We start from the raw sequence: 26,463 nt of genomic DNA on the forward strand, positions 1-26,463 counted from the left end.
GGAAACGCCCGAATGGGGGTACCAGTTCCGCGTAGGAGCTCAACGCCGAGAACACGGAGGACACCATGTCCCTGGACGACAACGACATCCGCAGCGGCGAGGCGGGCAACCACGGGGTAGCGGACGGGGGCGCGCAGGGCTCGCCCGGCGGTCATGACGGTGGCGCCGATGGCGGCGCGGACGGTGGCGCGAGCGGCGGTGGGGGCAGCCACGGTGTGGCCGACGGCGGAGCTGAAGGCAGGCCCGGCGGACACGACGGTGGCGCCGACGGCGGCGCGGACGGTGGCGCCGGCGGCGGGTTCGGCGGCGGCGGCTCGGACGGCGGTGCTGATGGCGGTGCCGATGGCGGCGCGGGCGGCGCGGATGGCGGTGCCGGCGGCGGTGGCTTCGGCGGTTCCGACGGCGGCGCGGATGGTGGCGCTGACGGTGGTGCCGGTGGTGCGCCGACCGGTGGCTCCGGTGGCGGCTCCTACGGCGACAGCGAATCGGGCGGCCGGGCAGGCAGCGGACTCGACGACGAGTCCGGCCGCCGCCGCGGTGAGGAAGACTCCGGCGGTTTCGGCTCCAGGTGACCACTGTCGCCGGCGGCCGGGCCGGGCGGTCAGCTGACCGCCCGGCCCTACGCCGCTGCGTGGCGGCCGATCCCGAGCACTTCGCCTCGGTCCACTGGGGCCGGTCCCCACTGCTCAGTCCCGCGGCCGAACTGCCGAAGGGCTTCGACGACCTGCTGACCCTCGCCGATGTCGACGAACTGCTGTCCCGGCGCGGCCTGCGCGCCCCTTTCCTGCGGGTCGCGAAGAACGGCGCCGTCGTCGGGTCGAACCAGTTCACCCGCGGCGGCGGGGTCGGCGCGGAGATCGCCGACCAGGTCGCCGACGACCAGGTGACCCGGCTCTTCGCCGACGGCCACACCCTGGTCCTGCAAGGTCTGCACCGGCTCTGGCCGCCGCTGATCGACTTCGCCGGGCAGCTCGGCGTCGACCTCGGCCATCCCGTGCAGGTCAACGCCTACATCACGCCCGCGTCGTCGCGCGGCTTCGCCGCCCACTACGACGTCCACGACGTGTTCGTCCTGCAACTCGACGGCACCAAGCGCTGGCACATCCACGAACCCGTCCACCGCGACCCACTGCGCGACCAGCCATGGGACCGCCGCGCCGACGCGGTGGCGGCGCGGGCCGAGCAGCCGCCGCTGATCGACACGGTGCTTTCCCCGGGCGACGCCTTGTACCTCCCGCGCGGCTACCTGCACTCGGCGACCGCGCTCGGCGGTGTCTCCGCGCACCTGACCGTCGGCGTCCACGTCCTGACCAGGTACGCGCTGGTCGAGGCCCTGCTCGCGCTCGCGGGCGACGACGTCGAACTGCGGTCGTCCCTGCCACTCGGCATCGACGCGGCGGACCCCGCCCACCTCGCCCCCCACCTCGCCGAGACCGTCGCCGCCTTGGCCGACGTGCTCGCCAAGGCGGACCCGGCCGACGTGGCCCGGCGCGTGCGCGGCCGGGTGTGGCAGGGCAACCGGCCCGCCCCGATCAGCCCGCTGGCCCAAGTCGCCGCCGCGCAGTCGGTCGCCGAGGGCATGCGGGTTCGCGTTCGTCCGGGCCTACGGTTCCGGATCGAGACCGAGGGCGACCGGGTGCGGCTCGACCTACCCGGTGATCAGCTTTCACTGCCGGTCTCCACGGCCCCCGCGCTGGCCGTGCTGCTTGGCGGAGAGCCTTGTGTGGTGGGGGAAATCCCCGGATTGCCCGTGGCCGACCAGATCGTCCTGGTGCGCAAGTTGCTCCGGGAGGGAATGCTGGTCGCCATGGGTGGTCCGGGGTGACGCGGGAGCGGTGCTCGGACGGCTGCCTGCGCCGCGGCGACCTGATCGGCGCGAGCGCGCCGCCGGTCCACCACTGGGTGCTGATCGAACAACCCGGGCCGTGGGGTCCGGACGCGCTGTGGGAGTCGGCGCTGACGCCGAAGGTCGCCAGGGCCGTGACGGAGCAGGCCGCCGAGATCGGAGCCCGGGTGCTGTTGATCCGACGCCCGGGCAGATCGAGTCCGGGCCCGCGGCAGTGGGCACTGGTCGACGCGCGGCGGGAAGCGTTGTGGTGGAGCGAGTTCAGCGATCACGATGAGCTGATGGACCTCGGTCTCACCGACCCGCGCGGGGAACCTTCGGTGGAGCCGGTCTACCTCGTATGCACCCACGGCAGGCACGACACCTGCTGCGCGGTGCGGGGAAGGCCGGTCGCGGCGGCGCTGGCGGTCGAGCGGCCGAGTCGGGTCTGGGAGTGCTCACACGTGGGTGGCGACCGGTACGCCGCGAACCTGTTGGTGTTGCCGCACGGGTTCTACTTCGGGCAGGTGGAAGCCCGCGCCGCGGCGGGAATCGCCGACGAGTTCGAGGCGGGAAAGCTTGACCTGCCACGGTTGCGCGGCCGGTCGACCTTCCCGCCCGCGGCGCAGGCGGCGCAGCAGTTCGTGCGGGAGCGGACCGGTGTGCGCGACGTCGACGCGTATGCCCCGGTGTCGGTCGAGCGGGTGGCGCACGAGGAGTGGGATGTCGAATTGGCGGGCGGCTGGCTGGTTCGGGTGCGCGCGGTGTTCGAGCGCAGCGACACTCCGTTGACCTGCCGGGCCAGGGTTCCCGCGGCGATCCGGCATTTCGAGTTGGTCAGTGTGCGTATGCGCTGACGAGGGCCTCGCAGCTGCGGGCGATCACCGCCGCCGCCCGCCGTTCCCGGTCCGCCAGCCGTGGGTCCTCGGCGTGGCCGCGCCAGCGCAGTAGGGCGTCATAGGCGTCGCCGGACATCGACAGCCTGCTTGACGGGTCGGATCCGCGTCCGCCCAGGAGCGCGGTGGCTTCGTCCGCCGCTTCGCCGAAGGACACCCGGCCGGTGCGCAGGGCCGCGAGCAGGCGCAGTTCGCGGAAGTCGTGCGCGCCCGCCAGGACCCGCTCCAAATCCGCCGCGATCGTCGCCGCGTCGGGGCGGGGTTCCATGCGGAGCACCATGTCCAGCGCCATCATCGCCGAGCGGGCGCGTAGGGCGGGGGCCCGGTCGACGAAGCAGGCGCCGATCGACTCGCGCAGGTCGGTGATCCCGCTGGCCCGGATCAGGCCGGTCGCCACGCCGTCGCGGTCGCGGATTCCTCGGCGCACCAGGCTGACTCCGATGCGGACGCCGAACAGTCCCAGCCGCCGCAGCAGGGCGGTGTGGATCATCGGGTCCATCGCGATGAACCGGTCCACCGACAGCAGGGCCGCGTCCGCCTCCGGGCGGGGCAGTTGGCCGATGTGATCCAGGACCGCGAACTCGTCGACCGACAGTGTCGACCCGCCCACCGCGAGCAGACCCGCGACGGCGACGACGTCCTGGCACAGCCCGGTCAGCTCCGGCGACTTGGCGTTGCGGCGGGCGACCTGCCGCGCGGAGACCAGCGCGTCGATCCGGCCCGCGCCGAGTTCGTCGGCCCGGGAGAGGACCACGATGGTCGAGATCGGGGTCGCCCGGGCGATCGGATGGTCGGGACGCAGTTTGGCCAGGTCGGATCCGGGCTGTGGCAACAGATACACGGTCGCGTCGGCGTCGACGTGGTGGTCGGCGCTCGGGTCGATGAGCTCGACCTCGCCGGGCCAGTCGACGACGAGCCGGTCGGTGCCGATGACGTCGCCGACGATCGCGCTGAGCATCGTGGTGCGGCCGGAGTCGGTGGGCCCGACAATCGCCAGCCGCAGCGGTCCGCGCAGCCGCGCCTGGTGCGCCCGCAGGAAACCGTCGGCGCGTGGGCTGTCCCGATACACAGCGAGTGCGCGGTCGAGCAGGCCCCAAGCCGCCTCGTCCAGGGTCATGCGGTGAGTCCGCGCGGTGCGGGCAGCGCCTGCCCGGCGTCGACCCGCCCGCGCAGCGCGGTCAGGGTCTCCAGACCCCGGCGGACCTCGGCGGCGCGGCCGCTGCGCAGGGCCGCCGTCGCCTCCAAGTCGCGTTTGATCTCGCGGGCGGACGCGGTGGCCTCCTCCCGCAGCCGCTGGGCGACCTCGGCGAACCGATCCCGCAGCGCCCGGTGGATCACCCGCATCGCGTCCTTCGTCTCCTTGCCGTAGGACAGGAAGAAGTCGTCGACATGGCGCTGCGCGGTGGTCTTCGCGATCGACTGCCTGCGCTTGAGCCGCGCGCCGCGCTCCTCGAACACGCTGCGCGCGCCGAACGCCGCGCCCGCGCCGATCGAGATCGGGTTGATCAGCGGCATACCGGCGAGCGTGGTGGCGAGACCGGACATGAGCAGGCCGCTGTAGGACCCGCGCAGGCCGACGAACAGCTTCTGCACGGGCGTGAACTTCTCGATGTGCGGCTTGCGGAGCCCGTCGGTGCGCTCGCCGGAAAGCTCACGCAGCACCGACGCGGGCAGCCGGTCGGCGTCGGGGATGACCTCGCGGGCGATCCGGTTGGCGATCCACTCGAACCGCTCCAGCAGCCAGTCCGAGTTGACCTCGGCGAGTGCGGTGAGGTTCTCGGTCATCCACTCCTCGAACTCGTCCCACACCTTCACCGGGTCGGCGACCTCGAAGTAGTCGTCGACCTCGCGCAGGATCTTCCGGGTGCGGTCGCGCAGGTCGTACTCCACGTCCGACATCAGGTCGGCGACGTCGTCGCTGAGCTGGGTCTGCCAGCGGCTCGCCTCACGCTGCAGCTCCTCCACCCGGCGGCCCGCGGCGTGCCAGTCGGCGAGCGCGGCGGCGTCGGTGGTCGGGGTGGCGGCCTCGTACTCCTCGCGCAGCGGCGCGATGAGCTGGTCGAGCGCCAGCCTGCTCGTCGCGGCGGCCGCCTTGGCGACCACGGCGCCCGGGTCGGCGAGGATCGACTTCTGAAAGTGGGTGATCAGGTCGCCGAAGCCGGACTCGGTGTTGAGCTTGCGGTCGTCGGCCCGCACCGCGGCCAGCCGCAGCGCCGAGGACACGGGGATCACCGTCGAGGGCAGACCGGCCTCTTCCAGCGCGCGCCGGTCGGCCTCGGCGACGTCCCGCCAGTCCGGCACGATGTCGATCTTGGTGAGAACGACCACGACGGTCGGGCACAGCCGCACGATCTGGCTCAGCACGTCCAGTTCCAGCGCGGTCAGCTCGCCGGTGGCGTCGGTGACCAGCACTGCGGCGTCGGCTTCGGCCAGCGCGCCCATCGCCCGCACGGTCCGGGGGCACCGCGCGTCGCCGACCGCGGGGGAGTCGACCAGGACCAGGCCCGCGCTGAGCAGCGTGCGGGGCAAGCCGATCTCGGAGCGAAGGACGTCGTCACGGACCTTCGCGAGCTTGTTGGCCCGGGCGCTCACCGATTCGACGGGGGCGCCGGAGCGTTCGATGGAGCCGCCGAGCGCGGGCCGGACCGCTCCGGTCACGACCGAGGCGGTCGGGGTCTCGGCATGGCGCACCACGGCGGGGACCACGGTCGTGACGTCGTCGCCGACCGCGCACACCGGGGCGTTGATCAGGGCGTTGACCAGCTGGCTTTTGCCCTGGCCCGCGCGGCCGAACATGACCACGCGTCTACCGGGTTCCAGCAGCCGGGCCCGGCGCAGCAGGAGTCTCTCGGCGAGATCCGAGCGATCGTGCGCCGCGCAGGCACGGATGGTGTCGTCCAGGGTTCCGAGCCAGGGCGGTGCCATCACCCGGTCGAGTGTGCCGTGTTCGGCCATCAAGGTGAAGAAGGCGGGGTCCGGTTGTGACCAGGACCCCGCCTTCACCGCACTCGGCGCTTAGAGACCGAGGTTGAAGTCGTCGACCAGTCCGCCCACGTCAGGCAGGCCGGCGTTGCCGGTCACGGCGCCCAGCGGGCTGTCGTTGACGAGGCCGCCCACGTCCGGCAGCGCCGCGCCGAGGTCGGGCAGCGGGTTGGCGACCGGCAGGTCCGGCAGACCCGGCAGGTCGGTCGGCAGGTCGGTCGGCAGGTCGACGGGGAGCTCGGTCGGCAGGTCCGTCGGCAGGTCGACCGGGAGGTCGGTCGGCAGGTCCGTCGGGATGGCGACCGGCGCCGCGGGCAGGTTGGCGATCTGGTCGGCGACGGTCGCCGAGCCGGACTCGATCTGGTCGGCCGCCTCGGCGCCCGTGGTGGTCAGGAAGCCACCCAGGTTGGCCGTGCCGGACGCGACCGTGCCCGCGAGCAGGCTGCCGCCTGCGGAGACGTAGTTCGCGACGGTGGTGCCCGCGGTGTCGTCTGCGCGCAGCAGGTCGGAGTCGAGCAGGTCCGACGGGTCGGTGCCCAACTCGGGCAGACCGGCCGAGGGCAGGTCGCCCAGCGACGGGACCTCAAGGGCCGGGAGGGCCGGGAGGGCGTCGAGCGACGGGACCTCGACGGGCAGGCCGTCGAGCGACGGGACCTCGAGGGCCGGGAGACCCGGCAGGCCCGGGAGGGCGTCGAGGGACGGGATCTCGACCGGCAGGCCGTCCAGCGAGGGGATGTCGACCGGCAGGCCGTCGAGCGACGGGATGCCGCCCAGCGACGGAGCCGACAGCTCCGGCAGGGACAGCTCCTGGCCGGCGAGCGAACCGCTCGCGGCGAGCTCGCCCGAGGCGCTCAGCGCCAGGTCGGCGGAGACGACACCGAGGTCGACGCCACCCGCGGCACCGTCGGTGCCCAGGGTCAGGGCGCCACCGTTGGCGCCGAGGGCCGACTCGCTGCCGAACGCGACGCCGACACCGTCGGTGCCCGCGGTCAGGCCGCCACCGAGGTTGCCGAGGCCCGCGACGTCGCCGCCGAACACGGTCTCGACGCCGTCGGTGGAGCCGGTGGCGCCACCCGAGACCGCGAGCTGCTCGGTCTCGACACCGAAGGCGCCGCTGGCACCGTCGACACCGACCGACGACCCGCCGGAGACGGCGGCCACGGCCGAGTCGAACGCCGCGGCGGTCTCCACGCCCTGGGTCGAGGCCTCGACGAGGCCGCCCAGCGCGAACTGGTCGCTCTCGATGCCCAGGTTGCCCGCGCCGCCGTCGAGGCCGAGGGCCGAGCTGCCGGTCACGGCGCCCAGGGCCGAGGTGCCGCCGAACGCGGACTCGACGCCATCGGTCGTCGCGGTGACGACATTGGAGCTGCTGAAGAAGTCGGTGTCGAGACCCAGGCTGCCGGTCACGCCGTCGAGGGTGGCGTCGACCACGCCTTCGCCCGCGAACTGCGCCGAGCCTGCGGAGACGACGCCGGTGAGGCCGTCGAGCGAGCCCGCGACGTCACCGGCGCCGGTGAGGCCGCCGAGGTCGGCGAGCCCGGTCAGGCCGCTGGTCAGGGAGCCCTCGGGCTCGCAGTGGCCGCCGGTCTCGGACATGCTGCCCGCGACGTCGGCGACGGCGGTGAGCTGCTCGATCGCGCTGTCGCAGGTCGGCAGGTCCAGGCCACCGAGGCCCGGGGTGTCGACAACCAGCGGGATGACGTCCTGGACGTCCTGGGCGGTGATGTCGCCGAGGCCGGCACCCGCGAGGGCGGCGGCCGGGTCCTGCGCGAAGTCGGTGCGCGCGGACTCGTCGGTGAGGAGGGTCAGCACGAACTCGTGCAGGGTCTGCTCCTGCGGCTCGACCTGCGTGGTGGCCGTGGCGGTCGCGCTGCCGGAGGCGGACGCCTCGGCGGGGGCGGTGGCGGGCTCAGGGGTGACGCTCAACGACTTCTCCATTTCGGGGGACTTGCTGACGTGCGGGGGAGGCTTGTCGCCCGAGGCCGGGGGCATCGACCTGGGCTGTCGACGATCAACTTATGGATCAAGGACTGCCACTACATCGGGGATCACTCCGAGTCTCGGGGGCTCACTCGAACGGGTGATACGGGGATCTCCGTTAGGGGATTAGGGGGTCACGAAACGAACACCCTGGGTTGCCGTGCGGGATCGCGCGCCTGGTACGAACTGAGGCCTGAGTCGCCGCCATCCGGAGGAATGCCAATGCCCTATGTGCTCGGCATCGACGTCGGTCGCACCCGCGGCACGGCGGCGGTCTGTCGGCGCGTGGGCGGCGCGTTCGGGCCTCCCGAAGTGGTCCCGATCGACGGCGGCAACCGCTGGACTCGATCCCTGATCGCCATCTCCACCGCAGGTGAAGTGCTGGTCGGACAGGCCGCGGAGCATCGGGCGGCGATCGAGCCGGACCGTGTCGCCCGCGACTTCATGGCCAGGGTCGGCGACGGCGTGCCGGTCCTGCTCGGCGGCGAGCTCTACCCGGCGGAGACGCTCGCCGCGGCCGTGGTCGCCTGGATCGCCGACGTCGTCGCCCAGGCCGAGGGCGCCCAGCCGGAGCGGGTCGCGGTCACGCACCCACCCGATTGGGGGTCATACCGTCGTGGACTTCTGCGGGAGGCGCTGACCGCCGCCGGTCTGCCGGGGGCGTTGCTGCTGCCCACGGTGGTCGCCGCCGCCGAGGCCGCCCACCTGCGCGAGCCGGTCCCCGCGGGCACGGCGCTCGCGCTGACCCTCATCGGCGGCAGGCACTGCGAGCACGCCGTCCTCTACCGCGGCCAAGCCGCGTTCGACCTGGTCACCCACGTGCCGATGGTCGAGCCCGACGCCGGAGACCACCTCGACGACCTGCTGGCCAGTCACGTGCTCGCGGCGAGTCCGGAGCACGCCGCCGACCCGGCCGCGATGATCGAGTTCCGGCTCGCCTGTGTCGCGGCGAAGGAACGGCTCTCGGTCGCCGCCGAGGTCCGGGTGCCGCTGCCGTACGCCCCCGGGGACCTGACGGTGACCAGGGCGTTCTTTGACGAACTCGCCCGGCCCGCGCTCACCTCGGTGGTCGACGACCTCAGCCTGATCACCGCGGGCGTCCCCGCCGACCAGCTCACCGGCGTGGTCCTGGCGGGCGGCACCGCCCGGGTCCCGCTGCTCGCGTCGCTGGCCACCGCGCGGCTGGACTGCCCGGTCGCGGTCGAGGAGGATCCGGCGACCGCCGCGAGCCGGGGCGCCGCGCTGGCCGCCCGCCCGCGGCTGGGTCCCGCGCGGTTCGCGGGCGGCGGCGGTCATCTCACCGCTGACGCGAGCCACCCCGGGTTTCGCCCGACCGGCCCGGCGGGTGGGATAGTGCCCCCAGGTGATTCGTCACCCCTCGCCGTCGACGGGAGCCATCCGAGCTTCCGGCCGGTGACAGGACAAGCCAGCGATCCAGGGTTTCCACCGGCCAGGGCGCAGTCGGTGGATCCCGCAGACGTGAAGGAGCGTGCGGGGGTGCGCCTTACCGAGCCCGTACTACGCAAGCGCGGACGTGACGAGCCGCCGCCACCACGGCCCCCGGTCGAAATCATCCCGCTGGAGCCGCCCGCACGGCGGTTCGCCATCCCCAAGCGGTCCCGGCGCGGTGAGGACGACCGTTGATCCCCGGCTACCCGCTCCCGAGTGAACTCGTCCTCGACGACCCGACCCGGCGGCTGTGCGCGGCGATCGTCTCCGGCGGGCTCGCGCCCGTCCGGCTCGCGGTGATCGCCCCCGGCGGCTACGGCAAGACCGCCCTGCTCGACCTGCTCGCCACCGCCGAGGGCGCCAAGGGCTGGCGGCGTGGCGTCGACGGCGCGTCGCTGCTCCTCGTCGATGACGCGCATCTGTTGGGGGAGCAGGATTTCACTGAACTGGCCGCGCATGCGGCGGACAGCGCGACCGGGCTGGTCGTCGCCGCCCGGCCGCGCCCCCGACCCGACGGGCTGACCGCGCTGCTCGGCCGACTGCGCGGCCAGATCGTGCTGCGCCCGTTCGACCGCGACCGGGTGGCCGAGTGCCTGCGCGCGATCACGGGCGCGGCGCCGTCGCCCGCGGTGATCGACCTTGTGGCCGCGCAGACCGGCGGCGTGCCCGGCCTGGTCCACCGGCTGGCCCCGCACGTCGGCGCCGGGACCGTGCCCCGGGCCGCCGTCGAGGAGTTCCGGTTCGAACTCGACCGGCTCAGCCCGGACGCGCTGCGGGTGCTGGTCGCCGCCGAGGTCGGGATGGGGGAGGTCGACCTGCTCGCCGGCCTGCTGGCCCGCACTCCCGCTGAGGTGGCCGACGTCCTCGACGAGGTGCGCGGCACCGGTCTACTGGATCTCACCGGCGAGCTGCTTCCGTTGGGCGCCAAGGTCTTGCGCGAACTCGTCCCGGCCGATCAGCGGGACGCGGTCTTCGGCGGGCTCGCCGACCTGCGGCTCGCCCGCGGCGGCCCGCTCGGCGACGCGGCGCTCGCGCTGCTCGGCGCGGGCGCGGGCGGACCGTCGGTGGCCGCGGTCTTCGAGGCCGCCGCCGCACAGGCCGACCCGGATGTCGCCGTGCGCCTCTACGCCGCCGCCGCGGAGGCAGGCCACCCGGTCGACGAGGTCCGCCACGCCGAGGCCGAGGCCATGTCCGGTGACATCGACTCGGCGCTGCGCCGCGCCGACGCCGTGGTCTCCGCGACCGGGAACCTCGAAGCCGCACGGATCGCCGCCGCCGCGCTCGCCCACCGCGGCCAACTCGCGCGCAGCGCGGAGCTGTACCAGTGGTCGGGTTCGGCGCTCGCGGCCATCGGCCTGGCGGGAACCGGGCGGGTCGACGACGCGCGGACCGCGCTCAAACAGGCCGACAGCGGCGAGCGGCCGACCCTGCTGGCCGGCGCGATCACCGCCCTGGCCCAGGGAATCCTGTCCTCGCTCGACGAGTCGTGGCCCACCGCACTGTCCACTGTGGCCCGTGCGGCGGAGATGCTGGAACCGGTGGGCGGCACGACGCTGCTGCCCGACAGCCCGGCCGCGGTGGCCGCGATCATGGCTTCGCACAGCGGCGCCGCGGGGCTCGCCGAACCGCTGCTCGACCGCGCCATCGCCGCCGAGACCGGCGCAAAGGTGTTGGTCAACCGGCATCAGCTGCTGCGCGCGTGGATCGCGATGACCCGCGGCGACGGGCCCGCGGCGGCCGCGGTCGTGGCCGGCCTCACCGACCTGACCCCGCGTGACGCGCAGTTCGCGCTGGGCATGGAACTCGGCATCGCCCGCCGGGGCAGCGATCTCGGCGCGCTGCGCCGGTCGTGGGACCGCGCCTGTGCGACGCTCGTGCGCACCCCCGTCGACTTGTTCACCTTGCTGCCGCTGGGCGAGTTCGCCATCGCCGCGGCCCGCCTCGGCGACCGCGACCGGCTCGTCCCGCAGCTCGACGAGGCCTGGGACCTGTTGCGCCGCTTGGGGAACCCGCCGCTGTGGTCGGCCATGCTGCACTGGTCGTGCCTGCACGCGGAGATCATCGCCGAGCGGCCCGACGCCGCCGAGGAGCACGCGACGGCGCTGGCCGAGACCGCGGCCGCGAGCCCGTTCCACACCACGATGTCGCACGCCGCGCAGAGCTGGCGTCTGGTCCTGCAGGGCACCGTCGACGCCGAGCACGTCGAGTCCGCCGCCCGCGGCCTGCACGCCGCGGGCCTCGGCTGGGACGCCGCCCGACTGGCGGGCCAGGCCGCGATCCGCACCGCGGACCGCAAGGCGATGGTCGGCCTGCTCGACTGCGCCCGCGTCCTGCAGGGCCCGGGCGCGGCGGCCCCGGTCATCGAGGACCGGTCCGGCGCGGCCCGGCTCAGCGAGCGGGAACTGCAGGTGGCCGGGCTGGTGCTGGACGGGTTGACCTACAAGCAGGTGGGTGACCGGCTGTTCATCTCGGGCAAGACCGTCGAACACCACATGGCCCGGATGCGCTCTCGGCTCGGCGCGACCAGCCGCAGCGACCTGCTCGCCCAGCTGCGCGCGCTGCTGGGCAATCGGGCCTAGGACATCATGAAGATGACGATGCCGATGATCAGCGCGGGGATCAGCGCCAGCCAGAACTGGGTGATGGCCACCACGACGACCGTGCCCAGGGCGGCGAGTATGGCGAAGACGGTGATGATCGTCCGGTCCTTGGGACCGGACCGGTCGACCAGCGGGTCTTTCGGCGCGGGCACCAGCGGCTTGGCGGACTCCCGCACGGGAAGGTCGTCAAAGAGCGCTGCGAGCTCAGCCTGGGTGCGCGCCGCCGTGGCCGCCCCACACCGCAGCTCGTACTCCGCGACGTCGATGCGCCCTTCGGAGAAGTGCTCGCCGAGCTCGTCGATCGCCCGCTCACGCTCAGCGGTGCCGACGCGGATGTTCCCCTCACGAGCCATGACCCTCACTCTACGGTGACAAAATGGTGACTGTCGGGGAGATCCGGGCACTGGCACTGTCGCTGCCGCGCACCGAGGAGGCGCTGGTCCACGACCGGGTGAAGTTCCGCGTCCGCGGCCTGGTTTACCTTGCCCTCTCCCGCGACGAGACCGAACTCGGCTTCGCCTACCCGAAAGCCGAACGGGCCGCGCTCATCGAAGCCGAGCCGGACGTGTACTTCATGCCGATCCCGTCGGACGAGCGCTTCAACTGGGTCCGCGCCCACCTCTCGAAGCTGACCCCCGACCGCATGCGCGAACTCGTCATCGACGCCTGGTGCATGGTCGTGCCCAAAGGCGTGGCCGCGGCCTATCTGGCGGTCAACCCACATCCAGGACGTGACGAGTGACCGCCGTTGTACCCAAGAGTGTTACGACATTCGAGTGATTCTTGTGTGATCATGAAGCGCGCTGATCCGACAACGTTCGGGGGAACATGGACGTCAGGCAGGACTGGCCCGAACGCGGTCGGACCGTCACCTTCTCGCAGTGGGACTTCGACGCGGGAAAGGCGCGGTTCATCGGGATCGGGGTCGTCGCCGGGCCCGCGCAGCAGCACCCGCACCTCGACCTGTACCGGTTCCCGATCATGGCTCGGCCGGGTGATGAGAGGGCCGTCCCCGAATGGATTAACGAGTCGGACATCATTGACGTCGTGCCGCGCTAGAACCGGCGGGCCACGAAACGGAGTGTGTGTCGATGAGCGCGACCCTGGTGGCCAAGGCCCTGGCTGCCGGGCACGGTGACCGTGCCCTGTTCTCCGGGCTCGACCTGGTCGTCGCCCCCGGTGACGTGATCGGCCTGGTCGGCGTCAACGGCGCGGGCAAGTCCACGCTGCTGCGCACGCTGGCCGGGCTGCTGCCCGCCGAGCAGGGCGAGGTCCGGCTCAGCCCGTCGAGCGCCATCGTGGGCTACCTGCCGCAGGAGCCCGACCGCCGTCCCGGCGAGTCGGTGCGCGCGTTCCTCGCCCGGCGCACCGGTGTCGCCGACGCGCAGGAAGCGATGGACGCCGCGGCCGAGGCGCTCGGCGCGGGCACAGCGGGCGCGGAGGACGAGTACTCCCACGCCTTGGAGCGCTGGCTGGCGCTCGGCGGGGCCGATCTCGACGAGCGGGCCGAGGCCGCGGTGGCCGACCTCGGGCTCGGGGTGCGCCTCGACCAGGAGATGGTGTCGCTCTCCGGGGGGCAGGCCGCGCGGGCCGGGATGGCCTCGCTGCTGTTGAGCCGCTACGACATCTTCCTGCTCGACGAGCCCACCAACGACCTCGACCTCGACGGCCTGGCCCGGCTGGAGGACTTCGTCTCCGGGCTGCGCGCGGGCACCGTCGTGGTCAGCCACGACCGCGAGTTCCTCACCCGCACGGTCACCGGCGTCCTCGAACTCGACTTGGCCCAGCAGCAGATCCGCGAGTACGGCGGCGGCTACGCGGCCTACCTCGATGAGCGCGAGGTCGCGCGCAGGCACGCCCGCGAGGAGTACGAGGATTTCGCCTCCACCAAGTCCTCGCTGGAAGACCGGGCCCGCATGCAGCGCGGCTGGATGGACAAGGGCACCCGCAACGCCCGCCGAAAGGCGAGCGACAACGACAAGATCGGCCGCAAGCTGCGCTCGGAGTCCTCGGAGAAGCAGGCCGCCAAGGCGCGCCAGACCCAGCGCATGATCGAGCGGCTGGACGTGGTCGAGGAGCCGCGCAAGGAGTGGGAGCTGCGGATGGAGATCGCCGCCGCGCCCCGCACCGGCGCGGTCGTGGCCGCCCTTCGCGACGCCGTCGTCCAGCGCGGCGACTTCACGCTCGGACCGGTGTCGCTCGAAATCGGCTGGGCCGACCGGGTCGCGATCACCGGGGCCAACGGCGCCGGGAAGTCGACCCTGCTGGCGGCCCTGCTCGGCCGGACCGAACTCACCTCGGGTGAGACCTACCTCGGGCCGGGAGTCTCCGTGGGCGAGGTCGACCAGGCCCGCGGCCTGTTCCTCGGCGACGAGCAGCTCTTCGACGCGTTCAGCCGGGAGATCCCGGACTGGCCGACCGCGGACGTGCGGACCCTGCTGGCGAAGTTCGGCCTCAAGGCGCACCACGTCCTGCGCCGGGCCGCGACCCTCTCACCGGGTGAACGCACCCGTGCCGCGCTGGCGCTGTTGCAGGCCCGCGGGGTCAACCTGCTGGTGCTCGACGAGCCGACGAACCACCTGGACCTGCCCGCGATCGAGCAGCTCGAGTCGGCCATGGCGGACTACCCCGGCACATTGCTGCTGGTCACCCACGACCGCCGCATGCTCGACGCGATCGCGGTGAACCGGCGGTTCGTGGTGAGCGACGGGTCCGTCTCAGAAAAAGACTGACCATGGACTCCCTCGGCGGCACCTGGGGGAGTCCATGGTCAGCCGGTCAGGCCCCCGGTGTCGTCGGGTGCGCGGGCAGCTTGGCGCGCAGCTTGCGCAGCGCCCCGTCGATCTGGGTGTGGTACTTGCCCTTGGTGCGCTGGTCGATGATCCGGCCTGCCTTCGTCGCCGCCCGGTCGACCTTCTCCGGGTGCTTGCTGGCGTACTTCCTCGCGGCCGCCGCCGCCCCGGCGAGGGCGGCGAGCTTGCGTAGCTTCGGCATCGGTACTCCTTTTCGGCTCGGCCGTTCAACGTTGCAAGTACCCAAGAAGGTTCCGCTCCATGCGCTTGTTCCAGCACCGATAGTGTTCTATGTATGCCGACTTACGCATCCGTTGACAAACCGCGGCCCAGATCACGGGACGCGGCGGGGCTGCCCGCGGTCACCGCGGAGCGGATCGTCGAGGAGGCGCTGGCACTGACCAGGGAGCAGGGCCTGGAGAACTGGACGCTGCGCCAGCTCGCCGGCGCGGTCAGCGCCTACCCGGCTGTCGTCTACCACCACGTCGGCGACCGCGAGGCCGTGGTCGCCGGGGTGATCGAGCGGGTCGTCGCCGAGTTCGCGCTCCCCGAGCCGCAGCAGTGGCGGAGCTGGTTCGAGGAGCTGCTCCTAGGTATGCGGCCCGTGCTGCGGGCCGCTCCCGGAGTGGCCAGGAGGCTGGCGCTGTACGGCCCGATCGTGGCCTCGGCCCGGCGCGTCATCGACCGCGGTGTGCGGGTGCTCGACGCGGCCGGGTTCGGCGAGGAGAGCGTGCTCGTGTGCAACGTGCTGCTCACCCAGGCCTGCCAGTTCGTGGCCCTGGAGGACGACCGCGAGCACAGCCCCCGGCTGCGCGCCGAGGCCGCGGCGGTCTTCAGCTCCTACCGCGACCGCGAGGACATGCCGGGGCTGGCCGCGACCGGCCGGTTCGTCTATGAGATGACACAGCGGCCGGGCGGCGTCGAGGCGTACTACGACGAGTTCTTCACCTTCGCCATCGCCCGCATCCTCGACGGTGTCGCCGCCCGGCTCGCCGTCCTCAGTGGAACAGGGCGTTGAGCTCCGACCACGTCATGCCGCCCGCTACCGACTGGTAGGTCCCCGATCCGAGCAGTTCCTCGGTGGCCCGGCGCGCCAGCCCGTACGCCGCTTCCGCGACGGCCGCGCCCAGGCTCGCCCGCGCCACACCGACGCCGCCGAGTTCGGCGATGCTCGGCGCGCCCGGCCCGACCATGATGTTGACCGGCGCCGGGATCTCCGCCACCAGCGCCTTGATCGTGGCCAGGTCCCGCACGCCCGGCACGAAGATGCCTGAGGCGCCTGCGTCCAGATAGGCCAGGGCACGGCGCACTGTCTCGTCGAGACGGGAGTCCTCGTCGCCGACCCCGCGCAAGTACACGTCTGTCCGCGCGTTGATGTAGAGCGCGACACCCGCCTCATCCGCCGCCGCGCGCGCGGCGGCGAGCCGCTCGGCCTGCGCCGCGGTGTCGCGAAGGGGGCCCGCGTCCGTCTGGAACGAGTCCTCGATGTTCACCCCGACCGCGCCCGCCGCGAGCACGCCGCGGACCGTCTCGGCGACATCGGCGGCGGTGGTGCCGAAACCGGACTCGATGTCGGCGGTGACCGGCACGTCGACCGCCGCCACCACCCGGGCGATCAGGTCGACGGCGAGCGAACGGTCGAGCGCGTCGCCGTCGGGGGAACCCAGACTCCACGCGACACCGGCGCTGGTGGTCGCCACGGCGGAGCAGCCCGCCGCGACGGAGACACACGCGCTGCCCACATCCCAGGCGTTCGCCAAGGCCAGGACGGGTGTCGATGCGTGCAGCTCATGGAACCGCGCCGCGCGATCTTGCTGGGATGTCCTCATGCGGGCAAGTCAACCAGCAGCCACCGACATGGAGTAGCGAGAATGCGACAGTACTGGCAAGTGGCAGGTCAAGTCGATTTTTGGCTAGCCCCGCCACCTGCCGGACCTCCATCCTGTGCGGGTGCATGACGACTTCGACCGCTGTATGCGCGCCGTTAACGCCAAAGATTCCAGGTTCGACGGATGGTTCTACACCGCGGTCCGCACCACACGCGTCTACTGCCGACCCAGCTGCCCCGGGATGCCGCCCAAAGCCGAGAACATGGCGTTCTTCCCCAGCGCCGCCGCGGCCCACCAAGCCGGATTCCGCGCGTGCAAGAGGTGTCGTCCCGACGCGAGTCCTGGTTCGCCACAGTGGAACGCCCGCGCCGACCTCGCCGCCCGCGCCATGCGGCTCATCGCCGACGGGGTGGTGGACCGCTCCGGCGTCCCCGGTCTCGCCGCCCATCTGGGCTACAGCGTCCGCCAAGTGGAGCGACAACTGCTCGCCGAGTTCGGCGCGGGCCCGCTCGCGCTCGCCCGCGCTCAACGGGCCCAGACCGCCCGGCTGCTGATCGAGACCACCGAGCTCCCGATGAGCGAGGTGGCCACCGCCGCCGGGTTCGGCAGCATCCGCACGTTCAACGACACCGTGCGGGAGGTGTTCGCGCTGCCGCCCACCGCCCTGCGGCAGCGCGCGGGCAGACCCGCGGCGGGCTCGGGTGTGCTGACGGTGCGGTTGCCCTACCGGGAACCGCTCTCCGCCGACCAGCTCTTCGCCCAGCTCGCCGCCACCGTGGTACCCGGCGTGGAGGAGTGGCGGGACGGGACCTACCGCCGCACCCTGCGCCTGCCGCACGGACACGGCATCGCAGGCCTGCGCCCCGCCGCGGGCCACGTGATGTGCCAGCTCACCCTGACCGACCTGCGTGACCTGTCCCGGGCGATCAGCCGGTGCAGGCGGCTGCTCGACCTCGACGCCGACCCGATCACCGTCGACGACACCCTCGCCGCCGACCCGATCCTGGCGCCATCGGTCCGGAAGAACCCCGGCCGCCGCGTCCCCCGCACCGTCGACGGCGCCGAATTCGCCATGCGGGCCGTGCTGGGCCAACAGCTCACGACCGCCGCCGCCCGCGCCCACGCGACCCGGCTGATCGCCGCACACGGCGAGTCGGTGCGTGACCCGATCGGCGGATTGACCCACCTATTCCCGTCACCACAGACCATCGCCGCCCTCGACCCGGACGTCATCGCCCTGCCCCGGACCCGCCGCGACACCCTGATCGGGCTGGTGACCGCACTGGCGTCGGGCACGATCGACGTCGGTGTCGGCGCCGACCGCGACCGGGCCCGGGCCCGGCTCGCGGCGCTGCCCGGCTTCGGGCCGTGGACGGTCGAGACCATCGCCATGCGTGCCCTGGGCGACCCGGACGCGTTCATCCCCAGCGATCCTGGGTTGCGCGCGGCGGCCCGGGAACTCGGGTTGACCAGCAACACCAACAGCTTGGCGGTCCGGGCGGAGTCGTGGCGACCCTGGCGGGCCTACGCGATGCAACATCTCTGGGGAATCAGTGACCGCCTCGCGCGCTGAGCTAGAGACGTTCCACGTGTTCTCCGTGCATGCGGCCGCGGGTGTCGAGGACGGCCCGCGCCTGGCGGCCGATCCTCGCCAGGTCCAGTGACCGGTGATCCTGCAGCAGCACCACCAGATCCGCCGCCCGCACCGCCGCGTCCACATCGGACTCGACGCACACCGGTTCGCCGTCCACCAGGAATCCCGACACATACGGGTCGTGGAAGCCGACCCGGACACCGAGGGTGCGCAGTTGACGCACCACGCCGGTCGCGGGGGTCTGCCGGATGTCGCCGACATCCGGTTTGTACGTGACCCCAAGGAGAAGCACCCGAGATCCATACACCGTGCCGCCGTCGCGGGCCAGGATGTCCCGCGCCCGGCGGACCACGTAGCCGGGCATGCCGGCGTTCACCTCTTGCGCGGCGGTGATCATCGAGCACGGCAGCCCCTCGGCGCGCGCCCGGTTGGCCAGGTAGCGCGGGTCGACGGGGATGCAGTGCCCGCCGACGCCGGGGCCGGGTGAGAAAGCCTGGTACCCGAACGGTTTCGTGGCCGCGCAGCGCAGGACGTCCCACACGTCGACGTCGAGCCGGGCGCACAGGACGGCGAGTTCGTTGACCAGAGCGATGTTGACCAGGCGGTAGCTGTTCTCCAGCAGCTTCGCCGTCTCCGCCTCGCGCAGGCCCGCCGCGACCACGACCGAGTCGACCAGTTCCTCGTAGAACGCCTCGCACCGCTTGGCGCACAGCGGGGTCAGGCCGCTCACCACTTTCGGGGTGTTCTCCAGCGCGTGTTCGCCGTTGCCGGGGTCGATGCGCTCCGGGGAGTAGGCCAGGTTGAAGTCGACGCCCGCGACCAGGCCGGTGCACTCGAGAATGGGCAGCAGCACCTCCTCGGTGGTGCCCGGGTAGCTGGTGGACTCCAACACCACGAGCGTGCCCGGCCGCAGCCGGGCCGCGACCTCGTGGCCCGCGGCCATGACCGCGCGCAGGTCCGGCTCGCCGTCGACGAGACCGGTCGGCACGCAGATCACCACGGTGTCGGCTGTGGACACTGTGGTGAAGTCGGTTGTCGCGGTGAAACCCTGGCGCAGCATGGTGGCGATGTCGGCGGCGGCCGCGTCCTGCACGTGTGACCGGCCCGCCATCAGCCCGTCGACGACGCCGGTGTCGGTGTCCACGCCGGTGACGCGAAGCCCCGCCGCACAGGCCCGACGGGCGAGCGGCAGCCCTACGTAGCCCAGACCCACGACCACGAGATCCACTGAGAACAAGGAAATCCTTTCTCCGGTGGATCGCACTCAGGCCTTGAAGCTGCCGACTGCGCTGACGTGCGTCCCGTAGCCGGGTTTCACCCGGGCGAACGGCTCGATCGGGACGACGCACAGCGGGTCGGCGTAGATCGTGATCGCCTTGTCGGTCTGGTTGAAGATCAGGTGGGTGCCCGCGGGCAGCGGTTGGCAGCCCTTGGGGTCGTCCCAGACCCTGAGTTCGGTGAACTCGTGGGTGAACGCGACGACTTGGCCGGGTTGGGTCGCGGACTCCGCCGTCGACGCAGTGGCGACCGGGGTGAGCGACGCGAGCGGCGCTCCGACCGCCAAAGCGATCAAGGTCGACTGGACGAGCCGCATGGTTCCTCCTTGGTTCGAGTCCGATGACTCCATGCTCGACCTATTCCGCCGCCACCGCAGTCGCCGATTCGGGTACGTATTTTCACCCTATTGATAGGTGGCGCGTGTCGCCCCATTCTCCTTAACGTCCGCGTCATCATCTTCCTGTTGGAAAAGGTGGACCGCAGATGAGTCGTTACGACTGGGCACTGTCGCATCCGGGCATCGATCGTATTCGCACGACGATCGAGCCGATACGCAGCGAAGTGACCCGTCACCCGATTTACCGTCGGATGTCCACGACGGGGGACGCGGCGGTGTTCATGGCTCACCACGTGTTCGCGGTGTGGGACTTCATGTCGCTGCTCAAGAGCCTGCAGCGTGAACTCACGTGCGTCGAGGTGCCGTGGGTGCCGACGACGCAGCCGATCAGCAGGCGGCTCATCAACGACATCGTGCTGGTCGAGGAGAGTGACGAGTTCGGCGAGGGCTACGTCAGCCACTTCGAGCTCTACCGGCACGCCATGGCGCAGGCGGGCGCCGACACCGAGCCGATCGACTCCTTCCTCGACCAGCTGCGGGCCGGTGTCGACGTCGCGACGGCGCTGGTCAAAGCCAATGTCCCGGTGCCCGCGGCCGACTTCGTCCGGTCGACCTGGGAGCTGATCTCCGAGGCGCCGGTGCACTGCCAGGCGGCGGCGTTCGCCTTCGGCCGGGAGGACTTGATCCCCGAGATGTTCGACCAGGTGGTCGCCGCCGGGGGTGGTCGGCTGGAGCTGTTCGGCGAGTACCTGGTGCGCCACATCGAGGTCGACGGCGAGCAGCACACCCCGATGGCGATGCAGATGGTCGCCGACCTGTGCGGCCCGGACAGCGCGAAGTGGAGCGAGTGCGCGCGCACGCTCGTCGGGGTGCTGCGCGCCCGGGTTCGGCTGTGGGACGGCATCTCGGCCGCGCTCGACCAGCAGCTGGCGAGCGCCTGACAATTGCGTGAACAAGTATTGATATGAACATTCGAAGCGGTGGGAAAGCATACCCCTCCGCTGCCCGTCACGGTGATCTCGAATGGTTGACGAATAAGTACACCCGAAAAGGGTCGGCGTGAACCGGCGCCGAGTCGGCGGGCTTGCTAATGTCGAATCACGGAGCCGCCGAATGGGCGCGAACAACGCCGGGGCTCCCACCGCGGAATCCGTCAAGAATTCAAAGGAGCATGGTCGTGACCGCTAGCGTCCAGGACACCCGCCTGAAGCGTCGTTTCGAGCTGTGGGACAGCAACGGAGACGGCTCGATCGACAGGTCGGACTATGAGACCGAAGCGCGTCGAATCCTCAAGGCCTTCGGTGAGCAGGAGACCTCACCCAAGGGACGCGCTTTGCTCACCGCCTACCTCGGCATGTGGGAGAAGCTCGCCGCCAAGGCCAAGGTCGGCAGCCAGGGCAAGGTGACCTTGCAGCAGTTCGCCGATGTGTCGCATCAGGAACTGGTCGAGGGCGGCGACGCCGGCTTCGACAAGAACCTGCGCCCGACCATCGAGGCCATCGTCAAGATGTGCGACACCGACGGCGACAACGAGGTCAACCCGGCCGAGTTCAAGCGCTGGATGAAGGCGGTCGGCGTCGACGAGCGCCAGGCCGACTCGGCGTTCCGGCAGATCGACGTCAATGGCAACGGTCAGTTGAACGTCGAGGAACTGGTCACCGCTGTCCGCGACTATCACCAGGGCGTGAACGACGTCCCGCTGCTGGGCCGCTGACACAGACCGCTCAAAGCCCCCGGGGACAACCTCCCCGGGGGCTTTCGCGAGTCGCCCCGTCCAGCAAACGAGTCGCCCCTTCCGGCAAGTGAGTTCAACATTCAGGCAGGCGAGTCCAGAGTCGACGGTGCCAAGGTGCGGTACCACCGCTGCCTGAATGTTGAACTCACTTGCCGGAAGGGGCGACTCGTTTGCTGGACGGGGCGACTCGCGGGGTTGGGGCTAGGAAGGCGCGGGTTAGGAGGGTGGGGTGTAGGAGGTCGCGGGGGTGGGCGCGCATGTTGACCACGTCGAGGAAGCGGCGGGCCACGATCGGGTCGCTCATGGTGGCGCGGTCGATGGCTTCGCTCACCGCCCGCATCAGTCGGTGGCCGCGCGGGCGTTCCGCGCGGAGGTGGGGGAGGGCTAGGTCGGCGACCACGGAGGTCTGCCAAGCGGCGTCCACCAACACCCGTAGCCTGCGGAAGTAGCCGTGGACGTCCTCCCCGGAAGCCAGCCACGCGCCCAAAGCCGAAGCGTGCAGGGCCGCTGACGGCATTCCCTGCCCGTACACCGGGTTGAACGACGCCACCGCGTCACCCACCGGGACCAGACCCGCGGGAAACCGTTGCAGCTCATGGAAGTCCCGCCGGAAGCTGTGCGGATACCGGTAGACCGACACCGGCCCAGCGGGTTCGCATTCCCTTGCCAGGGCGGCGAACCCGGCCGCGGGCTCGCGTTCGCAGCGCGCCCGGAACTCCTCCGCCGACCGGCCCGGCCGCTGCGCCCCGTAGGCGGACACCGTGCAGATCCACCGGTCGGGGCCCGCCGGGGCGACGACGCTCACCCCAGGCTCAGCCGAGGCCGCCGACCGAAGCGAGTGGACGGCCACCAAATCGTCGAGGCGCTGCTCCGGGAAGCGGCGGTACAGCGTGGTCGCGTAGCCGAGGTCGAGGGCCATCCGCCGCTTCGGCGGCGGGGCGAAGTCCAGCCGCAGCAACCAGTCGCCCAGCCGGGACGACCGCCCGGTGGCGTCGACGACGAGGTCGGCCGTGCCGACGTTTGCGCCTGATGCGAGGCGGACACCGTCCACCCGGCCCAGTCCGGCCGTCAGTCCCACCACCCGGTCCCGGACCAGCCGCACGGTCGGCAGCTTGAGCACGTCGCCGCGCACATGCCATTCCAGCAGTGGCCGCATGATCGGCATCAGCGGGTCTCCCGGGACCGGCAGCCGCATCCCGCCGTCGACGAACATCCGGGTCTCGTCGTGGGTGTACCCCACCGCGCCGTCCAGCGCGAGCCGGTCGAACAGCGTCGGGAACCAGTGCGCGAACAGCTGTTGCGCCATGCCGAGCAGCACGTGGAACTGGTCGCCGTGCGGCGTGCCCGCCCGGTTGACCGCGCCGTCGGGCAGGTCGTCAGGCTCGACGATCACGACCTCGTCGGCCACATCGTGCAGGACCCGCGCGGCGAGCAGACCCGCGAGGCTGCCGCCCGCGACGACCACGCGCCTCATCTGGTGGCGGACTGGACGAAGTGGACAGCAGACTCGGGCCGCAACGCGATCTCCTGGCCGGTCACCGGCGTCTCGCGGTGGATCAGGATGTTGTAGTGGTTCGGGAAGTGGCAGGCGTCGAACCCGAGGACCGTGCCGACGAGCTTGCCGCCGATGCGCACCTCGTCGCCCCGGTCGATGACGCCGCCGTGGGAGATCTCGGTGAACCCGAGGAAGCCGACCCGGTCGATGCTGGGGTCGTCGACGCCGTGGTCGGTGGTGACCAGCTCGTGCACCTCGCCTTGGCGCACGCACCGGCTGGCGAACTCCTCGAGCCGCATGCCCCGGTCGTCGCGGCTGTGCACCAGCACCTTGACCAGCACGCCCGCCACGGAACGCTTGTCGCCATCCTCGATCATCAGCGGCCCCTCACACTCAGCTCGGTGCGGTACACGGCGTCGACCAGTTCCAGGGCGGACAGGCCCGCGTCGTCCTCGCCGCCGACGTGGACCGCGCGGGCGAAGTCCCGCAGCACCCCGGAGTACTCGTGCCACAGCGACTGCTTGAACCCGGGGAACCCGGTGAGCATGTCCGCCCGCCGCACCGTGCCGTCGGCGAGGCGCACCTCGACGTCCTTGGTCTCGCCCTCGTGGCTCCAGTCGAGTTCCACCACCGCCTCGGCGCCGGAGGCCGAGGTGAGCCGGATCTCCGCCTGCCGGTCCACCCCGGCCTCGTCGCGGCGGACGTCGGCGTCGGACAGGGTGAGCGGGCCGAGGAACAGGCGGGCGAGGTCGAAGGCGTTGGGGCCGTTGTCGGCCACGCATCCGCCGCCGCAGCGCGCCGGGTCGAGGTACCAGCGGTCGTCGCCGACGTGGTCTTCGATGCGTTCGAGGTACCGGACCCGCACCGACTCGATCGGGACGTCGCCGGGGAGTCCGTCGAGCAACGCCCGCACCCGCGCGTTGTAGCGCCGGTGGAACGCCGTGAACAGCACGGCCGCGCGGGCGGCGGCGAGTTCGGCCAATTCGCGGCCGTCGTCGAGGGCGATGGCCAGGGGTTTCTCCACGCACACCGGCAGACCCGCGTCGAGCAGGTCGCGGCACACCGGGGCGTGCCGGTCGTTGGGCACGGTCACGACGACCGCGTCCAGTCCGCCCGCGGCCATCATGTCGCGGTGGTCGGACCAGCACGGCACCTCGTCGCGGTAGGGCGCCAGCGCCTCCGGCCGCACGTCGCACACCGCGCCCAGCCTCAGCGGCCCGCTCTCGCGCAGCACCGCCAGGTAGAACCGGGAGATCACCCCGACTCCCACGACACCGATCCGCATCAGCACTCCTCCGGCAGCCGCAGGCCGAACCGGTCGGCGACCGACCGCAGGTCGACGTAGACATCGCGGTCGAGCGGGACGCCCAACTCGGCCGACTCGGCGGCGTGCCGCGCCTCGGGGCAGCCGGGGTAGGAGATGGCGTCGCCGGGGCGCAGCGGCGGGCAGCCCAGGATGGACCCGAACAGCGAACCGGCGTCGCGCTGGAACCCGTCGGGCTCGCGCAGCGCGCCGGGCGCGATGGCCAGCAGCAGCAGGCCGATGTCGTCGTCGGGCGCGCGGTCCGCGGCCAGCGCGGCCGGTGCGGGCCCCAGACCCGCGCCGGGCACCAGCGCGGCGAGCACCTCCACCATCAGCCCGAGCCCGAAACCCTTGTACTCGGCCGATCCCGTCCCGCCCAGCCACGTCAGGTGGGCCTCGCCGGTGTCGAACCTGGCCGGGTCGGTGACGGGAGCGCCGGTGTCGTCGGCGAGCCAGCCCGCCGGGATCGGCTCGCCCGCGCGCGCCGCCGCCCGCACCTTGCCGGTCGGTGCCGTGGTCGTGCTCATGTCCAGCAGGAATGGCGGGTGCGCACCCGCGGGCGCCGCGACGCTGAGCGGATTGGTGCCCAGCATCGGGACCCGGCCACCCGGTGGGCGGGCGATGCGCTGGTGGCCGCAGTTGGCCGCGACCACGCCGATCATGCCGCGTTCGACCGCGCGCAGCGCGTGCGGACCCGCGCAGCCGAAGTGCGTCGCGCCGCGCACGGACACCATCCCGATGCCGTGCCGCGCCGCCCGCTCGGCCGCGAGGTCCATCGCCTCGCCCGCGAGCCACAGGCCAAGCGCGCCTTGGGCGTCGAGCAGGACCGTGGCGCCGAGGTCGGTGAGCACCCGCGGTTCGGCGTCGGGCCGGGACCGACCGGAGGTCAGCAGCGGCAGGTAGATCCGGGTCAGGTTGTCCAGCCCGTGCGACGCCGCGCCCGTGATGTCGCCATGGCACAGCGCCGCCGCTGCCGCTCTCGCGCGTCCGGCGGGGACGCCGTTGGCGGTGAAGACCGCCGCGGTGAACGCGAGCAGGTCTTCCCGCGGAACCCGGACCCGGGTCGTGGGATGCGCGATGTCCGCGATGTCAAGGTCGGTCATCGTGTTCCGTTCTCGTCGGGACATCGGCGAAGGCGAGCAGCACCCGCGAGACCTGTGCGGCGAACGCCGACAGGTCGGCCAGCGCGGCGAATTCGCCTTCGGCGTGCGCGTTGTTGGCGGCGAGGTCGCCGGGGCCGAGCACCGCGGTGGCGGTGCCGGGCACCCCGGACATCCAGATGGCGTCACACGTGAACGCGGGCTCGTCGTCGGGCCAGCACGGGACATTGGCGGCGGCCATGATCTCGTCGAGACCGGGCGCGGCGCCGGACAGCGTCGGCAGCCCGCGCTTGATCCAGTCCACTGTGGTCACCGAGTGGGCTTCGGCGGCCGTGCGGGCGAACTCCGGCTGGTCGGCGAACAGGGCGCCGAACCGCTCGACCCCGCCCGCGACCGCGCGGTCGAGCGTGCCGGTGAGCCGGGCGCCCGCGGACTCGGTGGCGTAGGCCAGGTTCACCAGCAGATCGCCCGAGCCGTAGACGCGGTTGTGCGCCGTGCCGGTGTGCAGGCCCGCGATGCAGGCGTGCCCGTTCGCGTCGCTCCGGAGTTCACCGGCGAGGTGCTGGGCCAGGAAGCCGAGCAGGACGGTCGCGTTGTGCCCGTCGCCCGGCCGGTCGTCGATCGCGCCGAACCCCTTGACCCGGACCCGGGCGGTGGCCGACGCGGTGGCGCGCGGCAGGTAGCGCAGGCCGGTCGGCTCGCAGAACACGTTGAGCGCGCCGAAGTAGCCGCGTTCGACGAGCGGCCGGGTCCCGAAGGTGCCCATCGCCCCGCCCTCCTCGCCCGACACGGCCTGGACCAGCACCGACACGTCGCCGCCGATGCGCGGGTCGCGCGCGACGGCGTCGCGGATGCCCGCGAGCAGCGCCACCGCGGGCCCCTTCGCGTCGATCGCGCCACGGCCGCGGAACACCTCGCCGTCGAACGACACCGGCTCCATGCCGGAGACGGTGTCGAGGTGCACGTTGAACATCACCGTGCGCGCGCGTGGCCGCTCCCGGCCCAGTCGCAGGACCAGGTTCGGCTGCCCGTCGAGGAACCCGGCGTGCCGCGCGGCCTCGCGCACGGTGGCCGGGACGTCCGCCTTGCGCAGCTCCGCGAGGTCGGCGGGGGCGTGGTGCAGGACCTCGAACTCGGGCGCGGACTCGGCGTAGGCGAACTGGGCGTCCCACAGCCGGGCGGGCTCGGCGGTCTCCAGTGGACCGGCCGTGGGCAGTTCGAGCAGCCGCACCAACAGCTTGTGGTCGGCGTCGGTCAGGTCGGCCATG

The 26,463-nt window shown here is 72.3% G+C and carries 25 protein-coding genes; 12 read left to right on the plus strand and 13 right to left on the minus strand.

The features are described 5' to 3' along the window. Positions 1 to 65: 65 nt before the first annotated feature. Genes ACUZ2Y_RS25440 through ACUZ2Y_RS25450 form a run of 3 tightly spaced genes read left to right on the plus strand, consistent with a single transcriptional unit; the run spans position 66 to position 2,682 of the window. Positions 66 to 572 (plus strand): hypothetical protein, encoded by a 507-nt coding sequence (locus ACUZ2Y_RS25440; RefSeq protein ID WP_476323389.1) that lies wholly within the window; start codon positions 66 to 68, stop codon positions 570 to 572. Continuing rightward, positions 569 to 1,825 (plus strand): cupin domain-containing protein, encoded by a 1,257-nt coding sequence (locus ACUZ2Y_RS25445; protein ID WP_476323392.1) that lies wholly within the window; start codon positions 569 to 571, stop codon positions 1,823 to 1,825. The genes ACUZ2Y_RS25440 and ACUZ2Y_RS25445 overlap by 4 nt, the downstream gene beginning before the upstream one ends. Continuing rightward, positions 1,822 to 2,682 (plus strand): sucrase ferredoxin, encoded by an 861-nt coding sequence (locus ACUZ2Y_RS25450; protein WP_476323395.1) that lies wholly within the window; start codon positions 1,822 to 1,824, stop codon positions 2,680 to 2,682. The genes ACUZ2Y_RS25445 and ACUZ2Y_RS25450 overlap by 4 nt, the downstream gene beginning before the upstream one ends. Here the strand turns inward: ACUZ2Y_RS25450 and ACUZ2Y_RS25455 are convergent. From ACUZ2Y_RS25455 to ACUZ2Y_RS25465, 3 genes are all read right to left on the minus strand, one after another. Further along, positions 2,663 to 3,838, minus strand: a complete 1,176-nt coding sequence (locus ACUZ2Y_RS25455) for a hypothetical protein (RefSeq protein ID WP_476323398.1) — start codon at positions 3,836 to 3,838, stop codon at positions 2,663 to 2,665. The two genes, ACUZ2Y_RS25450 and ACUZ2Y_RS25455, sit on opposite strands and share 20 nt — an antisense overlap. Then, entirely contained in the window at positions 3,835 to 5,646 is a 1,812-nt protein-coding gene (locus tag ACUZ2Y_RS25460) for a dynamin family protein (protein WP_476332069.1), read from the minus strand. Before ACUZ2Y_RS25460 ends, ACUZ2Y_RS25455 begins: the two co-directional genes overlap by 4 nt. Before the next feature lie 90 nt (positions 5,647 to 5,736). Next, positions 5,737 to 7,629 carry an IniB N-terminal domain-containing protein gene (locus ACUZ2Y_RS25465; protein ID WP_476323401.1) on the minus strand — a complete coding sequence of 631 codons (1,893 nt, stop codon included), beginning with the start codon at positions 7,627 to 7,629 and terminating at the stop codon, positions 5,737 to 5,739. A gap of 276 nt (positions 7,630 to 7,905) precedes the next feature. Here ACUZ2Y_RS25465 and ACUZ2Y_RS25470 point away from each other — a divergent pair, with 276 nt between their 5' ends. Then, a complete protein-coding gene (locus ACUZ2Y_RS25470) occupies positions 7,906 to 9,327 on the plus strand; it encodes an Hsp70 family protein (RefSeq protein ID WP_476323404.1) in 1,422 nt (473 codons plus the stop codon). Continuing rightward, on the plus strand, positions 9,324 to 11,711 hold the full coding sequence (locus ACUZ2Y_RS25475) for a LuxR C-terminal-related transcriptional regulator (RefSeq protein ID WP_476323407.1): 2,388 nt from the start codon (positions 9,324 to 9,326) through the stop codon (positions 11,709 to 11,711). Before ACUZ2Y_RS25470 ends, ACUZ2Y_RS25475 begins: the two co-directional genes overlap by 4 nt. Here ACUZ2Y_RS25475 and ACUZ2Y_RS25480 read toward each other — a convergent pair. Beyond that, positions 11,708 to 12,085, minus strand: coding sequence for a DUF1707 SHOCT-like domain-containing protein (locus tag ACUZ2Y_RS25480; protein WP_476323410.1), 378 nt, complete (start codon positions 12,083 to 12,085; stop codon positions 11,708 to 11,710). The two genes, ACUZ2Y_RS25475 and ACUZ2Y_RS25480, sit on opposite strands and share 4 nt — an antisense overlap. Positions 12,086 to 12,108: 23 nt before the next feature. Here ACUZ2Y_RS25480 and ACUZ2Y_RS25485 point away from each other — a divergent pair, with 23 nt between their 5' ends. The 3 genes from ACUZ2Y_RS25485 (at position 12,109) to ACUZ2Y_RS25495 (ending at position 14,464) form a co-directional block, all read left to right on the plus strand. Further along, on the plus strand, positions 12,109 to 12,474 hold the full coding sequence (locus ACUZ2Y_RS25485; RefSeq protein WP_476323413.1) for an MmcQ/YjbR family DNA-binding protein: 366 nt from the start codon (positions 12,109 to 12,111) through the stop codon (positions 12,472 to 12,474). Positions 12,475 to 12,560: 86 nt separating this feature from the next. Next, entirely contained in the window at positions 12,561 to 12,791 is a 231-nt protein-coding gene (locus tag ACUZ2Y_RS25490) for a hypothetical protein (protein ID WP_476323415.1), read from the plus strand. Between the two features lie 32 nt (positions 12,792 to 12,823). Then, a complete protein-coding gene (locus ACUZ2Y_RS25495) occupies positions 12,824 to 14,464 on the plus strand; it encodes an ABC-F family ATP-binding cassette domain-containing protein (RefSeq protein WP_476323418.1) in 1,641 nt (546 codons plus the stop codon). 46 nt (positions 14,465 to 14,510) lie between these two features. On the opposite strand, the gene ACUZ2Y_RS25500 is transcribed toward ACUZ2Y_RS25495, so the two are convergent. After that, positions 14,511 to 14,726: an antitoxin gene (locus ACUZ2Y_RS25500; protein ID WP_476323421.1), complete on the minus strand. Its 216-nt coding sequence runs from the start codon at positions 14,724 to 14,726 to the stop codon at positions 14,511 to 14,513. Between the two features lie 93 nt (positions 14,727 to 14,819). Here ACUZ2Y_RS25500 and ACUZ2Y_RS25505 point away from each other — a divergent pair, with 93 nt between their 5' ends. After that, positions 14,820 to 15,542, plus strand: coding sequence for a TetR/AcrR family transcriptional regulator (locus ACUZ2Y_RS25505; RefSeq protein ID WP_476323424.1), 723 nt, complete (start codon positions 14,820 to 14,822; stop codon positions 15,540 to 15,542). Here ACUZ2Y_RS25505 and ACUZ2Y_RS25510 read toward each other — a convergent pair. Continuing rightward, a complete protein-coding gene (locus ACUZ2Y_RS25510; protein WP_476323427.1) occupies positions 15,523 to 16,353 on the minus strand; it encodes an isocitrate lyase/PEP mutase family protein in 831 nt (276 codons plus the stop codon). The genes ACUZ2Y_RS25505 and ACUZ2Y_RS25510 overlap by 20 nt on opposite strands. A gap of 121 nt (positions 16,354 to 16,474) precedes the next feature. On the opposite strand from ACUZ2Y_RS25510, the gene ACUZ2Y_RS25515 reads away from it, so the two are divergent. After that, a complete protein-coding gene (locus ACUZ2Y_RS25515) occupies positions 16,475 to 17,926 on the plus strand; it encodes a DNA-3-methyladenine glycosylase 2 family protein (RefSeq protein ID WP_476323430.1) in 1,452 nt (483 codons plus the stop codon). A gap of 1 nt (position 17,927) precedes the next feature. Here ACUZ2Y_RS25515 and ACUZ2Y_RS25520 read toward each other — a convergent pair whose 3' ends face one another. Continuing rightward, positions 17,928 to 19,184 carry a nucleotide sugar dehydrogenase gene (locus ACUZ2Y_RS25520; protein ID WP_476323433.1) on the minus strand — a complete coding sequence of 419 codons (1,257 nt, stop codon included), beginning with the start codon at positions 19,182 to 19,184 and terminating at the stop codon, positions 17,928 to 17,930. A 27-nt stretch (positions 19,185 to 19,211) separates the two neighbouring features. After that, positions 19,212 to 19,541, minus strand: coding sequence for a hypothetical protein (locus ACUZ2Y_RS25525; protein WP_476323436.1), 330 nt, complete (start codon positions 19,539 to 19,541; stop codon positions 19,212 to 19,214). Between the two features lie 167 nt (positions 19,542 to 19,708). Here ACUZ2Y_RS25525 and ACUZ2Y_RS25530 point away from each other — a divergent pair, with 167 nt between their 5' ends. After that, a complete protein-coding gene (locus tag ACUZ2Y_RS25530; RefSeq protein ID WP_476323439.1) occupies positions 19,709 to 20,503 on the plus strand; it encodes a DUF3050 domain-containing protein in 795 nt (264 codons plus the stop codon). 230 nt (positions 20,504 to 20,733) lie between these two features. Further along, the gene (locus ACUZ2Y_RS25535; protein ID WP_476323442.1) at positions 20,734 to 21,276 is read left to right on the plus strand and encodes an EF-hand domain-containing protein; all 543 of its coding nucleotides are present in this window, start codon (positions 20,734 to 20,736) and stop codon (positions 21,274 to 21,276) included. A gap of 166 nt (positions 21,277 to 21,442) precedes the next feature. On the opposite strand, the gene ACUZ2Y_RS25540 is transcribed toward ACUZ2Y_RS25535, so the two are convergent. The 5 genes from ACUZ2Y_RS25540 to ACUZ2Y_RS25560 are packed head-to-tail and all read right to left on the minus strand — an operon-like array spanning position 21,443 to position 26,462. After that, entirely contained in the window at positions 21,443 to 22,771 is a 1,329-nt protein-coding gene (locus tag ACUZ2Y_RS25540; RefSeq protein WP_476323445.1) for an NAD(P)/FAD-dependent oxidoreductase, read from the minus strand. Continuing rightward, positions 22,768 to 23,169 carry a DUF6917 domain-containing protein gene (locus tag ACUZ2Y_RS25545; protein ID WP_476323448.1) on the minus strand — a complete coding sequence of 134 codons (402 nt, stop codon included), beginning with the start codon at positions 23,167 to 23,169 and terminating at the stop codon, positions 22,768 to 22,770. The genes ACUZ2Y_RS25540 and ACUZ2Y_RS25545 overlap by 4 nt, the downstream gene beginning before the upstream one ends. Next, complete coding sequence (locus ACUZ2Y_RS25550; RefSeq protein ID WP_476323451.1) at positions 23,169 to 24,077, minus strand: Gfo/Idh/MocA family protein; 909 nt, start codon at positions 24,075 to 24,077, stop codon at positions 23,169 to 23,171. Before ACUZ2Y_RS25550 ends, ACUZ2Y_RS25545 begins: the two co-directional genes overlap by 1 nt. Further along, complete coding sequence (locus ACUZ2Y_RS25555; protein WP_476323454.1) at positions 24,077 to 25,198, minus strand: Ldh family oxidoreductase; 1,122 nt, start codon at positions 25,196 to 25,198, stop codon at positions 24,077 to 24,079. The genes ACUZ2Y_RS25550 and ACUZ2Y_RS25555 overlap by 1 nt, the downstream gene beginning before the upstream one ends. Further along, on the minus strand, positions 25,185 to 26,462 hold the full coding sequence (locus tag ACUZ2Y_RS25560) for a M20/M25/M40 family metallo-hydrolase (RefSeq protein ID WP_476323457.1): 1,278 nt from the start codon (positions 26,460 to 26,462) through the stop codon (positions 25,185 to 25,187). The genes ACUZ2Y_RS25555 and ACUZ2Y_RS25560 overlap by 14 nt, the downstream gene beginning before the upstream one ends. Position 26,463: the final 1 nt, after the last annotated feature.

The organism is Actinokineospora sp. UV203 (assembly GCF_056323665.1).

Coding starts and splice junctions, on each gene's coding strand:
- ACUZ2Y_RS25440 (WP_476323389.1), top strand. CDS start 66: ATGTCCCTGGACGACAACGACATCCGCAGCGGCGAGGCGGGCAACCAC.
- ACUZ2Y_RS25455 (WP_476323398.1), bottom strand. CDS start 3,838: ATGACCCTGGACGAGGCGGCTTGGGGCCTGCTCGACCGCGCACTCGCT.
- ACUZ2Y_RS25460 (WP_476332069.1), bottom strand. CDS start 5,646: ATGGCACCGCCCTGGCTCGGAACCCTGGACGACACCATCCGTGCCTGC.
- ACUZ2Y_RS25470 (WP_476323404.1), top strand. CDS start 7,906: ATGCCCTATGTGCTCGGCATCGACGTCGGTCGCACCCGCGGCACGGCG.
- ACUZ2Y_RS25480 (WP_476323410.1), bottom strand. CDS start 12,085: ATGGCTCGTGAGGGGAACATCCGCGTCGGCACCGCTGAGCGTGAGCGG.
- ACUZ2Y_RS25485 (WP_476323413.1), top strand. CDS start 12,109: ATGGTGACTGTCGGGGAGATCCGGGCACTGGCACTGTCGCTGCCGCGC.
- ACUZ2Y_RS25490 (WP_476323415.1), top strand. CDS start 12,561: ATGGACGTCAGGCAGGACTGGCCCGAACGCGGTCGGACCGTCACCTTC.
- ACUZ2Y_RS25495 (WP_476323418.1), top strand. CDS start 12,824: ATGAGCGCGACCCTGGTGGCCAAGGCCCTGGCTGCCGGGCACGGTGAC.
- ACUZ2Y_RS25500 (WP_476323421.1), bottom strand. CDS start 14,726: ATGCCGAAGCTACGCAAGCTCGCCGCCCTCGCCGGGGCGGCGGCGGCC.
- ACUZ2Y_RS25505 (WP_476323424.1), top strand. CDS start 14,820: ATGCCGACTTACGCATCCGTTGACAAACCGCGGCCCAGATCACGGGAC.
- ACUZ2Y_RS25510 (WP_476323427.1), bottom strand. CDS start 16,353: ATGAGGACATCCCAGCAAGATCGCGCGGCGCGGTTCCATGAGCTGCAC.
- ACUZ2Y_RS25525 (WP_476323436.1), bottom strand. CDS start 19,541: ATGCGGCTCGTCCAGTCGACCTTGATCGCTTTGGCGGTCGGAGCGCCG.
- ACUZ2Y_RS25530 (WP_476323439.1), top strand. CDS start 19,709: ATGAGTCGTTACGACTGGGCACTGTCGCATCCGGGCATCGATCGTATT.
- ACUZ2Y_RS25535 (WP_476323442.1), top strand. CDS start 20,734: ATGGTCGTGACCGCTAGCGTCCAGGACACCCGCCTGAAGCGTCGTTTC.
- ACUZ2Y_RS25540 (WP_476323445.1), bottom strand. CDS start 22,771: ATGAGGCGCGTGGTCGTCGCGGGCGGCAGCCTCGCGGGTCTGCTCGCC.
- ACUZ2Y_RS25545 (WP_476323448.1), bottom strand. CDS start 23,169: ATGATCGAGGATGGCGACAAGCGTTCCGTGGCGGGCGTGCTGGTCAAG.
- ACUZ2Y_RS25550 (WP_476323451.1), bottom strand. CDS start 24,077: ATGCGGATCGGTGTCGTGGGAGTCGGGGTGATCTCCCGGTTCTACCTG.
- ACUZ2Y_RS25555 (WP_476323454.1), bottom strand. CDS start 25,198: ATGACCGACCTTGACATCGCGGACATCGCGCATCCCACGACCCGGGTC.
- ACUZ2Y_RS25560 (WP_476323457.1), bottom strand. CDS start 26,462: ATGGCCGACCTGACCGACGCCGACCACAAGCTGTTGGTGCGGCTGCTC.